General features: G+C 33.7%; 15 protein-coding genes. 6 read left to right on the plus strand and 9 right to left on the minus strand.

Annotation, left to right across the window (positions count from 1 at the left end; genetic code table 11):
• Window positions 1–53: 53 nt before the first annotated feature.
• Together C1Y58_RS26365 and C1Y58_RS05420 are read right to left on the minus strand one after the other, a co-directional pair.
• Window positions 54–233 (minus strand): hypothetical protein, encoded by a 180-nt coding sequence (locus C1Y58_RS26365; protein ID WP_157949966.1) that lies wholly within the window; start codon window positions 231–233, stop codon window positions 54–56.
• Window positions 234–262: 29 nt separating this feature from the next.
• Complete coding sequence (locus C1Y58_RS05420; protein WP_105614998.1) at window positions 263–442, minus strand: hypothetical protein; 180 nt, start codon at window positions 440–442, stop codon at window positions 263–265.
• 204 nt (window positions 443–646) lie between these two features.
• On the opposite strand from C1Y58_RS05420, the gene C1Y58_RS05425 reads away from it, so the two are divergent.
• Together C1Y58_RS05425 and C1Y58_RS05430 are read left to right on the plus strand one after the other, a co-directional pair.
• Entirely contained in the window at window positions 647–1,729 is a 1,083-nt protein-coding gene (locus C1Y58_RS05425; protein WP_170311529.1) for a lactonase family protein, read from the plus strand.
• Window positions 1,730–1,766: 37 nt separating this feature from the next.
• A complete protein-coding gene (locus C1Y58_RS05430; protein ID WP_105615000.1) occupies window positions 1,767–2,447 on the plus strand; it encodes an ABC transporter substrate-binding protein in 681 nt (226 codons plus the stop codon).
• A gap of 115 nt (window positions 2,448–2,562) precedes the next feature.
• Here the strand turns inward: C1Y58_RS05430 and C1Y58_RS05435 are convergent, their stop codons facing one another.
• The gene (locus C1Y58_RS05435) at window positions 2,563–3,669 is read right to left on the minus strand and encodes a DUF4309 domain-containing protein (protein WP_105615001.1); all 1,107 of its coding nucleotides are present in this window, start codon (window positions 3,667–3,669) and stop codon (window positions 2,563–2,565) included.
• Between the two features lie 270 nt (window positions 3,670–3,939).
• Between C1Y58_RS05435 and C1Y58_RS05440 the strand changes: the two genes are divergently transcribed.
• Complete coding sequence (locus C1Y58_RS05440) at window positions 3,940–4,302, plus strand: YccF domain-containing protein (protein WP_105615002.1); 363 nt, start codon at window positions 3,940–3,942, stop codon at window positions 4,300–4,302.
• Between the two features lie 135 nt (window positions 4,303–4,437).
• Window positions 4,438–5,433 carry a YeiH family protein gene (locus C1Y58_RS05445; protein WP_105615003.1) on the plus strand — a complete coding sequence of 332 codons (996 nt, stop codon included), beginning with the start codon at window positions 4,438–4,440 and terminating at the stop codon, window positions 5,431–5,433.
• Between the two features lie 91 nt (window positions 5,434–5,524).
• Here the strand turns inward: C1Y58_RS05445 and C1Y58_RS05450 are convergent, their stop codons facing one another.
• On the minus strand, window positions 5,525–6,076 hold the full coding sequence (locus C1Y58_RS05450; RefSeq protein WP_105615004.1) for a TcaA NTF2-like domain-containing protein: 552 nt from the start codon (window positions 6,074–6,076) through the stop codon (window positions 5,525–5,527).
• A 355-nt stretch (window positions 6,077–6,431) separates the two neighbouring features.
• Here C1Y58_RS05450 and C1Y58_RS05455 point away from each other — a divergent pair, with 355 nt between their 5' ends.
• Window positions 6,432–7,196 (plus strand): ABC transporter ATP-binding protein, encoded by a 765-nt coding sequence (locus C1Y58_RS05455; protein WP_105615005.1) that lies wholly within the window; start codon window positions 6,432–6,434, stop codon window positions 7,194–7,196.
• Window positions 7,193–7,984, plus strand: coding sequence for an ABC transporter permease (locus tag C1Y58_RS05460; RefSeq protein WP_242985343.1), 792 nt, complete (start codon window positions 7,193–7,195; stop codon window positions 7,982–7,984). The genes C1Y58_RS05455 and C1Y58_RS05460 overlap by 4 nt, the downstream gene beginning before the upstream one ends.
• Before the next feature lie 76 nt (window positions 7,985–8,060).
• On the opposite strand, the gene C1Y58_RS05465 is transcribed toward C1Y58_RS05460, so the two are convergent.
• The 5 genes from C1Y58_RS05465 to C1Y58_RS05485 all read right to left on the minus strand — a co-directional run bounded on the left by C1Y58_RS05465 (window position 8,061) and on the right by C1Y58_RS05485 (window position 12,831).
• On the minus strand, window positions 8,061–9,422 hold the full coding sequence (locus C1Y58_RS05465) for an MATE family efflux transporter (RefSeq protein WP_105615007.1): 1,362 nt from the start codon (window positions 9,420–9,422) through the stop codon (window positions 8,061–8,063).
• Between the two features lie 98 nt (window positions 9,423–9,520).
• Window positions 9,521–10,456, minus strand: coding sequence for an AEC family transporter (locus C1Y58_RS05470; protein WP_105615008.1), 936 nt, complete (start codon window positions 10,454–10,456; stop codon window positions 9,521–9,523).
• Between the two features lie 143 nt (window positions 10,457–10,599).
• The gene (locus C1Y58_RS05475; RefSeq protein WP_105615009.1) at window positions 10,600–10,956 is read right to left on the minus strand and encodes a type II toxin-antitoxin system PemK/MazF family toxin; all 357 of its coding nucleotides are present in this window, start codon (window positions 10,954–10,956) and stop codon (window positions 10,600–10,602) included.
• A gap of 205 nt (window positions 10,957–11,161) precedes the next feature.
• Window positions 11,162–12,289, minus strand: coding sequence for an alanine racemase (gene alr, locus C1Y58_RS05480; RefSeq protein WP_105615010.1), 1,128 nt, complete (start codon window positions 12,287–12,289; stop codon window positions 11,162–11,164).
• 26 nt (window positions 12,290–12,315) lie between these two features.
• Window positions 12,316–12,831 (minus strand): hypothetical protein, encoded by a 516-nt coding sequence (locus tag C1Y58_RS05485; RefSeq protein ID WP_105615011.1) that lies wholly within the window; start codon window positions 12,829–12,831, stop codon window positions 12,316–12,318.
• Window positions 12,832–12,842 lie beyond the last annotated feature (11 nt).

Here is a 12,842-nt window from a genome sequence, read left to right on the forward strand (position 1 = left end):
AGTGTCTTATAATTGTTGTTAACCTTCTTTGCATATAAATCAATCCTTTAGTGTTAAAATAAAACTTGATTATAGACGACCGATTTTAAGATCATAAAAGTAACACCTAATTTTAGGTGTTTCAGTATTTCTGCTATTCTATACGCATCCGGTTCAAATTTAAATACATCTATTACACGAGTTTCACAGCAACATCCGTCTGATTCATGTTCTGATAATATATATACGTTCATTTAATACCTACTAGTTTATATTACCTTTATTACTCATCCATAGACTTCACGTTCTTGACCTGCTGCAAATTGAATCCTGTTACCTTCATCATGTTACCAGAGGCCAAGCATCTTTTTATTTGACCTACGGTAATGATATGAGCATTTATTAGTTTATCTTTTACCTGGATATCTATATCTAAATTCTTAACATGTGTTCTTGAATACATCGTGTTACCTCCTTATATCATATATTTGTTTTACAAACCTCTTAGAATTTTACTTTTAAAGTATTTTTAGTTTACTAAAATATTTTAATATTATTCGACATCTCTATCTCTTTTTTATTTACTGATGAATAGAATATAATAGGACGAACTGTAGAATCATTAATGAATAACATAGCTAAATTGAATAAGATGGGAGGAAGAAAATTGAGTGATTCTTATGTACTTACTGCAAATAGGATATCAGACGATACATCAAAGATAAGTGTAGAAAATGATAATCTCGTTGCCACAATACCAGTCGGTGAATTCCCTCAGGCAATAGCCGTCACACCAAATGGCAATTTTGCCTATGTAGTTAATAATAGTTCAAACGATGTGTCGAAGATAGGTGTATCAAATAATAGCGTTACGAATATTGGTGTAGGAAATGTCCCCAATTCAGTAGCTATAACACCAGATGGTCAATTTGTTTATGTTTCTAATGGTGGCTCAGGAAGTGTATCAAAAATACGAGTGTCAGATAATTTTGTAACTAATATAGTTATACCATCCCCTAGCCCCCTCGCAATTACTCCCGATGGTCAATTTCTGTATGTTGCATCGTTTGGTGCAACCGATGTATTTAAGATTGATATAAATACTGATATGACCATATCTATATTACCAGTCGGTACTGGCCCTGGAGCTATAGCAATTACACCAGATGGTCAATTTGCTTATGTTGTTAATCGTAATTCCGATAATGTAACAAAGATAAATATACTTACAAATAATGTTGATGCAACAATACCTGTTGGAGACTTTCCTGTAGCAATTGCAGCAACGCCCGATAGCCAATTTGTTTATGTCGTAAATCAAAATTCCGATGATGTAACAAAAATAAATGTTGGAGACAATTCTACAACATTTATAAATACTGGTAATACACCTTTTTCTGTGGCAATAACTCCAAACGGCGAATTTGCTTATGTTACAAATATTAGTGATGATAATGTTGCTAAGATAAAAATTTCAGATGATACTTTTACATCTATAGGAGTTGGTGATTCTCCTGTTGCTGTTGCCATAACATCAGATGGTCAATTCGCTTATGTTGCTAACCGTGACTCTGGTAATGTATCGAAAATAAATGTAGCAACAGACAATGTCGAGGTAACTATACCTGCTGGAGATCAACCAGTCGCTATAGCAATTAGCAAGATTGCTCAACCAATAATTACACCGCTAAATCTAAAAGTGACGATAGCTAATATAGAAATGACAGCAGTAACTTATGATCAGATTTAAACTTATAACTTCACCTTATTAATAGTTTGCCTTTCTAATGAATGTTAATGAAGGGCAAGAGAACTATGCCATATCTTTCGCACAGCTTACTCAAAGAGCTGGGAACTTTTTAATAGGTAGGGAACCATCTCCTGACTTCCAATGGGAGGATGTTAAAGGTAAAACCATCATCGGTGGCCGACCAGGTGGAATGCCACAACTAGTATTAGAGTATATCCTCAAACAGAATGGCATCGAACCCTTTAATGATGTAGAAATTATCACCAATATCCAATTCTCTGCTACAGCTGGCTCCTTTGTAGGGGGCACAGGTGACTATACAGCTGAGTTTGAACCCACGGCATCAAAACTCGAAAACGAAGAAACAGGCTATGTCGTTGCATCTTTAGGAACAGCTAGCGGAAAAGTTCCTTATACAACGTACATGGCGACTAAGGAATATCTGGCTGGAAATGAAGATGTCATTCAAGGATTTACCAATGCCATTTACAAAGGCCAAATTTGGGTAGAGGATCATACCCCCGCTGAAATTGCAGAAGTTATTCAACCTTATTTTGAAGAAACAGATCTAACATTGATTACACAAATCGTTGAAAGATATAAAAGTCAAGATACTTGGCGAACTGACCCTTACTTTGATGAAGGTGGATATGACCTACTTCTTGATATATTAGAAACAGGTGGTCAGCTAGAAAAACACCTGAGTTTGATGTTCTAGTTAATAATACTTATGCTGAAAAAACAATGGAGTAGCTCACGCTACTCCTTTCTCAATATATCAATGTGCATTTAGTACTATCGGTACGTAACTCTATTTAATTTTTTTATTCTCTCTAGTCTATATGAAGTAAATCATATCCGCCATTTTCGTTCAGCATGAAAATACCTTCGAAACTGAAATGATTCCCATAAACATTTTCTACACCTTCCACTGTTACCTTCAACTTTTCTACTCCAGGTAAGTTTAAAAGAGTCATTACTAGTACATTAGTCCGAGTTATGCCACCACAGCTGCCATTATCAAAATTTATGGAAGCCGCTTCTGTTAAATCAGCAATGACTAGTTTTTCATCCTCATTAATCGTTAGATTATTTAAGCTTATTCCACTTTCTGAAAAAATTAAATTTAATACTTTAACCAAATTATTATTATACTCTTCTTCTGATATTGTAATTACTTTAATGTCTTCTGGATTATCATAATCATCAGCCCCGAACTCATAGAACGATAGAACTACATCAGTATTTACCCCTCCAGACTCTACACTTCTCTTTTCTTTCATATAATCTAACAAATTTGTTTTCTCATTCATATTGTCGCTGTAAAAACTTAAAACATAGCCATTACGAATATATGAAATGTACCAAGATCCTCCTGATAATTCAGCATCAGAATCAATAAATCCTTGAAGATCAGGACTTCCTAAAACCTCAATAATTTCCTCTGTAGTCATACCAAGTTTAACGCCTAAGAGTTCATGATTATTCCTAACAGAAATCAGTGAAACCGAACCTGTTCTATCACTTCCATCTCCAAAATAGAAGATGTCATCATAGTTAATATAATAGCCACTAAACCATCCTTCTTGATCAGGCTCGCCCAACTCAGTTGCTATGTCTTCTAACTTTGTACCAAGTCCAAATCTAACATTTTCTAACTCTCCACCTTCTATCCCTTGTAATGGGTCTAGCATTTCACTTTCTTCAACTTCTTTTATTTCATCGCTCTTCTCAACTTTATCAACCACAGGCTTTTCGTCATGCTTTGTTGATTTGTCTATACTATCTACTTTCATCACATCGTCATTAACTTCAGAATTTATCTGATTATCACCACCTACACTATCTGCATTTTTTACGCATCCGGTAATAGATTGTAATGACAAGATTATTGCAGTAATTAACAATAGATACCTAAACCTATAAACTTTATCTTTCATATGTACACTCCTTCGTTTCTATATAAGGAAATTGATGAGTTTCATACTTATTATAGATTGTTAAATAATATATGTCAAAACTTTTATATCCAATTTTTACAATTACGTTTTAATAATTTAAAAAAGCCTTATGAGACCATTTATATAGGTCAATTTGAGTGGAGGATCATTTGAATACCATTAACATATATAGTATACTGTAGATACTAACTTAATATAATAAGAGCAAACAGGTAGTGACGTGCCTACTAAGTGATGAGGGGGGTAATCATGAAAACAATAGGAAATATCATATGGATCATCTTTGGGGGACTCTTTGGTGCAATAGGTTGGTGTATTAGTGGCTTAATACTTTGTATAACCATCGTTGGTATCCCATTCGGAAAGCAGTGCTTTAAAATGGCAAATCTTCAATTAGCACCATTCGGTAAGACTGTGAGAGATAATGGTTCTGGAACTTTAGGCTGTTTTGGAAATATTATATGGCTTGTTCTCTTTGGTTGGGAATTAGCTCTTGCTAACTTAATTGCTGGTATCATTTTTGCTATTACCATCATTGGTATACCTTTTGCAAAGCAAAGTTTTAAATTAGCTAGACTTTCACTTATGCCTTTTGGTAAAGACATTGTGTAAATAACAAATCTAAATCCTAGGATCACAAGAAATAATGTGAACTTAGGATTTTTTTATACCATAGGGAAACATTTACTTCCGGTCTAGACCATGTTATAATACAGATGAAAAAATATCAAAGATGGGGTGACAGCAATGGGAACTCGAATAAAGTACATACCAGGTATTCTTTTGGTACTGGTAATATCTATAATTTCCATGTTTCTAAATGACTTTCTAATAGCTGAATTTAATTTAGCTTTGGAAGCGCTTACAATAGCTATTATTATTGGTATCCTTTATAACAATACGATTGGTACAAGCGTTAAGTTAAAAGATGGTATTACATTTTCATTAAAGAAGTTATTAAAAGTTGGGATTGTCTTACTGGGTTTTAAGCTAAACTTTGCAGCACTTCTCAGTTTAGGACCTAAAATCCTTATGATGGTTATTATTTATATACCTGTTGCATTGATACTTTCTGTTTTGCTAGGAAAATTATTTAAAATTGATACAAAATTAGCTACCTTAATAGGTGTCGGTTCCAGTATATGTGGTGCTTCAGCAATAGTAGCCATGACACCTTGTATCAACGCAGATGATGAAGACTCTGTTATCGCTGTATCTATTGTTAGCTTTCTAGGTGCCATTGGTGTTCTCGCTTACTCTGCAATCGCAGTAAGCAATATCGGTTTATCAGATTTACAATATGGTGTTTGGTCTGGTTTAACACTACATGGTGTTGCTCACGCTATTGCAGCAGCCTTTGCTAGAGGAGATGCATCAGGTGATATTGGTACCTTTGTAAAGATGACAAGAGTGTTAATGCTTGTACCAGTTTCATTAATTCTTAGTTTCATCTTTAATAGAAACGCTAACTCAGAAGAACGTAAGAAAGTTAAATTCCCTATGTACGTCTTATACTTTGTTGTGGCAGGAATCATCAACTCCTTGGGTATTTTACCACCTGCATTAACAAATGTTCTTAAAGAGTTAAGCAGTCTATTTATATTAATGGCAATGACGGCCATGGGGCTATCAGTCAGCTTAAAAAGCATCATAGGAAAAGGTCTTAATGCTCTTATAATGAGTTCCATTATGTTTACACTTTTATCATCAGTAGCATTAATGATTATATTTCAGATCATTTAAAGTACTAGCTAAACTTATAAATGAATTTAAATAGTACAAAAGCTCATTGGATTATATCCTATGAGCTTTATTAACGCATAACACTATTCAATTATTGAGCAGGTGCAAAACTCTCTAATAACCAAGAGCCATCAACTTTCTTAGCTGTATAAACCCAATCATATTCTTGTAATGTTTCTACACCATCTTGCACTTTTCTAAATTTCTCATAATTATATATGTATGCAACATCGCCTTCCACACGTATATCGTTCACTGTCATCTCTAAAAGTTCTTCTGTTAATCCTACTTTTTCGAATACCATGATATCATAATGGATATCACTGTTGTTTTCTACATAGTTAAGTACATCTGTTGAATCCTCATTAACATAAGTTATCCAAGCATTATTAAAGTCAGTTATTAATGCATTCAGCATATCATGATCTGTTAGTTCTGTAGAGATTGTTGGTTCTGCTTCATCAGTGTCGCTTTCATTTTCTTCATTATCATCTTCGACTAAAGTAAGTTCACCTTCAATAAGGTTTCCTTCTGCCAATGGATCTTCTTCATTACCATTAAGCATACCGAATACAAATAAGAATACAACAACGACTACAATGACTCCTAGAACCAAATAAGAATTATAATTTTTTTTGTTCATACCAAGGCCCCCACAATATTATTAAGGCTGGTTATTTTCAGCCTTAATAATTAATTTTCAATAATATTATATTTGCGAGAAAGCCAAAATATGTTTTATTTTTTAAATAAGCTTTGAATAAATTACAAATATGATTATCATAACAATGATAATTAATCCAATATTATAGCCAATAAAGCTTTTATCAATATTTTTCATTATAAGCACCTTCTTTAAATCAATAACAAGTACTAATATTATAGCAACTATACTCAACACATTCAAGCTATCGAGTCTAGATATCTATAAGCACATTCAAAGCTAATCCTTAATATGATAATACTATGGAATAATGTGTTAACTAGGAGGTTAAGTTATGAAACCCCTTTTATCAATAAAAAATCTTTCCATGAACTATCACACCCTTCGAGGAGAGACACCTGCCTTAAGAAACATCTCTATGGATGTGCATAAGGGAGAATTCATATCTATTGTCGGACCCAGTGGCTGTGGTAAATCTACATTACTTTCATTAATAGCTGGTTTATTGGACAGTTCAAGAGGTACCATTGAATTAAATGATTCTCAAATCACCAATCATTCACATCCTATTGGCTATATGTTTCAAAAAGACCATCTCTTCGACTGGCGCACTATCGAAAGCAATGCTAAAATTGGTCTGGAAATACAAAAGATGAAAACGGACGAATACCTTTCTTATATTGAAACTTTGATGAAAGACTATGGACTAGATGACTTTCGTAATCATTATCCTTCACAACTTTCGGGCGGTATGCGACAAAGAGCGGCTCTAATCAGAACACTAGCATTACAACCTGAAATATTATTATTAGATGAACCCTTTTCTGCCCTTGACTATCAAACACGCTTAAGACTTTCTGATGATGTTTGGAAAATCTTAAAAAAAGAAAAAAAGACAGCATTACTTGTTACACATGATATTTCGGAAGCCGTCAGCATGTCGGATCGTGTTTACATTCTATCCGAACGACCTGCTACAATTAAGAAAGTGGTCTCCATTCAATTCGAAATCGATGAGCCATCACCAATAGCTTTTAGAAGCATCCCTAAATTTCAAACTTATTTCCATACTATATGGGAGGAGCTGAACGAAACATGACAGATGCTCAAAAGTCCTATATTAATCAAATAAAAAAACAAGAAAAAATAATATCCATTTCTCGTGTGCTTATATTAATCTCATTCCTTGGCTTGTGGGAAGTTGCTGCAAGACTTAAATGGGTAGATGCCTTTATTTTTAGTAGCCCCAGCCGCGTTGCCATAGCATTATGGGAGATGATCATTAATGGATCTATTTTCTACCATACTGGTATAACTGTATATGAGACATTTTTAGGCTTTATTTTGGGCACTAGTTTAGGTATTATCATTGCTATTATACTGTGGTGGAATCATACTTTAGCACGAATTTTAGAACCTTATCTTGTCATTTTAAACAGTTTACCGAAAACTGCATTAGCACCAATACTTATCGTATGGTTTGGAAACAACATGAAATCAATCATCATAACATCGATCTTAATATCTGTCGTCATTACCATTATGACCACATTAACAGGTTTCCTGGAAGTTGATGAAGATAAAATAAAACTCATCTACTCCTTCGGTGGCAAAAAGAGTACAGTACTAAAAAAAGTAATTTTACCTGCAAATATCCCAACAATCATGAACGTATTAAAAGTCAACATCGGCTTGTGTTTAGTGGGGGTCATTATTGGTGAATTCCTAGTTGCTCAAGCTGGATTAGGCTATTTAATTGTTTACGGAAGCCAAATTTTTAAGTTAGATTGGGTAATGCTAAGTATTATTTTATTAGGTATCTTAGCAGCATTCCTCTATAAGATTATTGTGTATATTGAAGCAAAAATAACAGAGCATTTTCAATAAACATTAAAAAAGATTATAATAATAACTGATAAACAAAAGGCACATGTTCAAAGTCTCTTTGATCATGTGCCATAATTTATTCACTCACTAGATTTTTAACCCACTTCTTTGAACGATAGCGGTATAGTCCAAAGAAAAGTTTGAACACCTCTTCAAACATCACAAGTATGTACACGCCATAAAGATCAAATCCAAGAAAATACCCAAGCCATGCAAGTGGTACACCCACACCCCATACACCAATACCATCCAGTAGGAGTGTAAAGAAGGTATCTCCACCGCTCCTTAATATACCCACTATGTTTATGGTATTGAAGACCTTAAAAGGCATGACAATCGCATAAATAACGATGCAGCCTAATACATAATCAATAACAACCTGCTCTACATTGTATAATTGTAGGTATAACGGTGCAAATCCTACGAGTGCTATACCGATAACTACGGAAATCATAGCAGATAATAATACAATTTTTTTAGAATAGTCCCATGCCTTATCCAATTCACCATTCCCCAGAGCATTACCAAGCATGACTGCGCAGGCATTACCCATACCAAAGAAGAGTACCATGCCTAATTGCTCGATAGTACCTAATATGGTTATGGCTGCAAACTGTTCTGTTCCTAAGTGACCATAAACTACTGAATATATGGTAACTCCAACTGACCAAGCAATTTCATTTAAAACTACTGGCAAAAGTTTAATAGTTACTTTCATTAAAAGCTCTTTGTTCCAATCAAATAATTCTTCGAGCTTAGCAGCCAAGGGTGTTTTCTTTGCATAAACTAATAATAATAAAATAACCACTTCTATTAGTCTGGCGATTAGTGTAGCTATAGCAGCTCCCAATACACCTAGTTGTGGAAACCCTAAAAGTCCAAAAATTAATACAGCATTTAAACCTATATTAATAAACACTGAGATTATACTTGTCACCATCGGTAAAGTAGCTTTACCAATGCCTCTCAAAGCAAATCCATAGCTAAATGAGATTGCTGTTATACCATAACTGAATCCAATAACACGTAGATACATTGCTCCAGCTTTGATAACCTCTGGGTTATCATTAAATACACGAATAATGTTCTCTGGTATAAGAACCGCCCCTAAAGTAAAAGGTAAAGCTCCTATGATACTTAGAGTCATGGCAAAACCTAAAACTCTACGTATATTCTTAACGTCTTTAATCCCCCAATATTGAGATACAAAAATAGCTGCCCCACTATTAACACCGAAAATAAATAAATTAAACAAGAAAAATAACCTGTTAGCAGCACCTACACCTGCTATGGCAGAATCACCAAATTGTCCAATCATTAAGTTATCTGTCATATTTAATAAGGTAAAGATTAAGTTTTGAAAAGCTATAGGTAATGCCAAAGAAAATAACTGTTTATAAAATACTTTATCACCCTTTTTAAGTAACTCTTTCAACATATGATGCACCTCCTATACATGTCATGGAATTAACTCACTCCAGGTTTTATGTAATAAATTAATATTTAAGTTTTGCTGTTAAGTTCGTACTCTATGAGTTAAAACACAATATAAGCAATTAATGGTATCGTAATCATCGATAACAACGTGGATATAAAAATACTTTTTGAAGCTAGATCCGGATGCTGATCATACCGTTCAGCTAAAATAGCAGCATTAACAGCCACCGGAAGTGCTGATACAATAATAGGTACTCCCATAAGATAAATATTCAAGCTGTCCCCAAAAAACAATCTCATCAATCCGAATATTAATAAAGGAAATACAATCATTCTATAAAAACTAACAAAATAAATCATATAGTCTTTAAAAAGATCTTTTAACTTAATATCAATCAATAACCCACCAACTATAATCATGGATAGGGGGGTTGTTAGTCCTCCTACAATACTGATAGCTTCATTAATGGCATAAGGTAGTTTAATAGGTAACACAAATAACGCAAACCCTATAAAGACAGCTATAACACCTGGATTAAAGCATTTCTTAAGGTTAAACTTTTCAACATGTTCATTATTCTTCGTCATATAATAATATCCTAGTGTATAAACTAGAAAATTAAAAGGTAAATTGAAGATAGCAGCATAAAAGATAGCTTCTTTCCCCAGAACAGCCTCCACTAATGGATAGCCTATAAAACCAACATTAGCAAAAACTAAAATAAACTGATATAAGCCTAATTCATTCTGTTTGATAGGTAATAGTCTAGGTATGATCATTGCCAGAACAATAGCAATCAAATATGTAACGATGGAAATACCGGTTAGCAATAGAGTTTCTTCCAGCAGTTCTGAATTAAAGTCTCTTAATTGCATGGAACTAATAATTAACGCGGGAAGCGTTACCTTCAGTAAAAAACCAGATAATTTCTTTATAAAATTAGCGTCTATGATTTTAAGCCGATGAATAACATAACCTAGTATTAATAATAAAAATAATATAATTATTTGATTAATAACTAATATAAAGTCCATAGATGGGCACCTCTTCTGTCTTCTTTTCTCATTATGTACTCCCTCTATTATATCTTATCCTAATCAAAAAACAATACCTTTATCTTGAGGTACTTAAAAAAACACAAGATTGAAGGCTGCTCACATGAGCAGCCCTATGTAGACTATTTGTAGTTTTCATTTAATCCAAAACTAATCATCAAACATTTATCTACTTTGTTCATAATATCTAAATCAAGATGACAGATTTTTTCTTTAAGCCTTTTCTTATCAATGGTTCTAATTTGTTCTAATAAAATAACCGAATCTTTAATCAATGCATATTTCTTTGCCTCTATCTCAATATGAGTAGGCAATTTTGCTTTGTTAATCTGAGAAGTTATAGCAGCGCAAATAACTGTAGGACTATATTTATTTCCTATATCATTTTGAACAATTAATACTGGTCGAATACCTCCTTGCTCTGAGCCAATAACAGGTCTTAAGTCAGCATAAAAGATATCGCCTCGTTTTACGATCAAGTTTTTTCACCTACTATAAAGGAATAGGAAAATTTATAGCCATATTTGCTCTTCTTAATCGTTTTTACAACTTCTCTATATTTATTTTGTCGGTCTTTATTTGACATATAAGCAATCACTCCAATATCAAAAAGTCCATTATCTATTTGATATTATTGCCAGCTGTGACGCTTACTATTCCCATTATTTCAAATTTTTATATAAATTACTTCAAATAGCCTCTTGGAACTCTCTTGCCAACCATACAAATAACCTCATAATTAATGGTTCCCATAAGAGACGCAATATCTTCAAAAGATATCATTTGATCACCTTGACGACCGAATAATACAACTTCATCTCCCACTTTTATATCTTTTATATGCGTTACGTCTATCATAAATTGGTCCATACAAATTCGACCTATTATAGGTGCAAATTCATTATGAACTAGTACGCCGCCTTTAGAAGACAGCAATCTAGAATATCCATCACCGTATCCCACTGGAATGGTTGCTATTTTTTTCTTACATGGTGTTAAGTAGGTACCTCCATAACTTATAGGTGTACCTTGATCAACATCTTTTATGAAGATAACGTGTGTTTTCAGGGTCATTGCTGGTTGTAAACGAATCAGGTCTTTATTCGTAAACTCTGAAGGGTATAACCCGTATAAAATGATTCCGGCTCTCACCATATTAAAATGGCTGTCACCAACATCAAGAATTGCTGCACTATTCGCAGCATGCTTTATGGGTATATGGATGCCTCGTTCTTCAAGTCTTTGATTAAATGCATTAAATTGATTGATTTGATTAACTGTAAAAGATTTATCTTCTTCATCAGCCTTCGAAAAATGTGTAAACATACCCTCTATATCAAGATGAGGCAGCTTATAAATCTGCTCGATCTCATTTATGGCCTGGTCATTACATAAAAAGCCGATACGTCCCATTCCAGTATCTATCTTTATATGTATTTTTGCTTTCTTTCCAAGCTTATAAGCCACCTCCGAAATAGACCTTGCCATACTATATGTAAAAACAGTTTGAATAAGGTCATATTCAACGATCTTGTCACTGAATACTTCTGGTGTATAACCTAGTATAAGTATAGGTAAGTTTATCCCTTGTTTTCTTAACTGTACCCCTTCATCAAGAATAGCAACCGCCAAACGGTCGACGCAGTTTTCTAATAGTGTATTACAAATACCAAAGACTCCATGCCCATAGGCGTCCGCTTTTACAACAGCCATAAGTTCTGTATCCCTCGGTATAATCCTTCGTATTTCGTCTATATTATGCGCTATAGCATTTAAGTCAACCTCTGCCATAACACGATAATATTCTTCCATGCTGGTTCCTCCTAGATAGATTTGAATTATTGCTTAACTTCAGGTATTTTAAATAAATCATCCTCCAAACCTACATTATATATGAAATCTTCATATTGAACAACTATGCTTTCTTTTCCCTCTGCATTGAGGACTGTCATCGAAATGGGATTTAAAGTTTCATTATCAATCAGTAATTTGTGTGTAACAAGATGAGGATTATTGCCTGGTATGACTGCTTCAAGTTCAGTCACATTTTCTAAATCACTGCTTGCAACAACAACAACATCTTCACCTTGTAAATAGTTTTCAATAAAACTATTTAGCAGTACAAGATTACGTACCACATTTGGCTTAGCCACGTAAACTTTACCACCTACTCGATTATCAATTTGTACAATTGTATTTCCATCATATAAAGTTACAGTATCTTTTAAACGTTCAGGTTCTAGTATTTCCATACGGTATTCGCCACTCATTCTCGCATATTGAACCATTCGATAATCATTTTGGCTCTTGTTACCGATGAATGTAACAACACATGTGGCTTTGTAATCTTCCATAGTAGTAAACA

Origin of the sequence: Vallitalea okinawensis (assembly GCF_002964605.1) — a bacterium.
Lineage (GTDB): Bacteria > Bacillota > Clostridia > Lachnospirales > PQDH01 > Vallitalea_A > Vallitalea_A okinawensis.

Excerpts from the sequence above, each read along its gene's own strand:
- C1Y58_RS26365 (WP_157949966.1), bottom strand. The coding sequence starts at position 233 with ATGAACGTATATATATTATCAGAACATGAATCAGACGGATGTTGCTGT.
- C1Y58_RS05420 (WP_105614998.1), bottom strand. The coding sequence starts at position 442 with ATGTATTCAAGAACACATGTTAAGAATTTAGATATAGATATCCAGGTA.
- C1Y58_RS05430 (WP_105615000.1), top strand. The coding sequence starts at position 1,767 with ATGAATGTTAATGAAGGGCAAGAGAACTATGCCATATCTTTCGCACAG.
- C1Y58_RS05435 (WP_105615001.1), bottom strand. The coding sequence starts at position 3,669 with ATGAAAGATAAAGTTTATAGGTTTAGGTATCTATTGTTAATTACTGCA.
- C1Y58_RS05440 (WP_105615002.1), top strand. The coding sequence starts at position 3,940 with ATGAAAACAATAGGAAATATCATATGGATCATCTTTGGGGGACTCTTT.
- C1Y58_RS05445 (WP_105615003.1), top strand. The coding sequence starts at position 4,438 with ATGGGAACTCGAATAAAGTACATACCAGGTATTCTTTTGGTACTGGTA.
- C1Y58_RS05450 (WP_105615004.1), bottom strand. The coding sequence starts at position 6,076 with ATGAACAAAAAAAATTATAATTCTTATTTGGTTCTAGGAGTCATTGTA.
- C1Y58_RS05455 (WP_105615005.1), top strand. The coding sequence starts at position 6,432 with ATGAAACCCCTTTTATCAATAAAAAATCTTTCCATGAACTATCACACC.
- C1Y58_RS05460 (WP_242985343.1), top strand. The coding sequence starts at position 7,193 with ATGACAGATGCTCAAAAGTCCTATATTAATCAAATAAAAAAACAAGAA.
- C1Y58_RS05465 (WP_105615007.1), bottom strand. The coding sequence starts at position 9,422 with ATGTTGAAAGAGTTACTTAAAAAGGGTGATAAAGTATTTTATAAACAG.
- C1Y58_RS05470 (WP_105615008.1), bottom strand. The coding sequence starts at position 10,456 with ATGGACTTTATATTAGTTATTAATCAAATAATTATATTATTTTTATTA.
- alr (WP_105615010.1), bottom strand. The coding sequence starts at position 12,289 with ATGGAAGAATATTATCGTGTTATGGCAGAGGTTGACTTAAATGCTATA.
- C1Y58_RS05485 (WP_105615011.1), bottom strand. The coding sequence starts at position 12,831 with ATGGAAGATTACAAAGCCACATGTGTTGTTACATTCATCGGTAACAAG.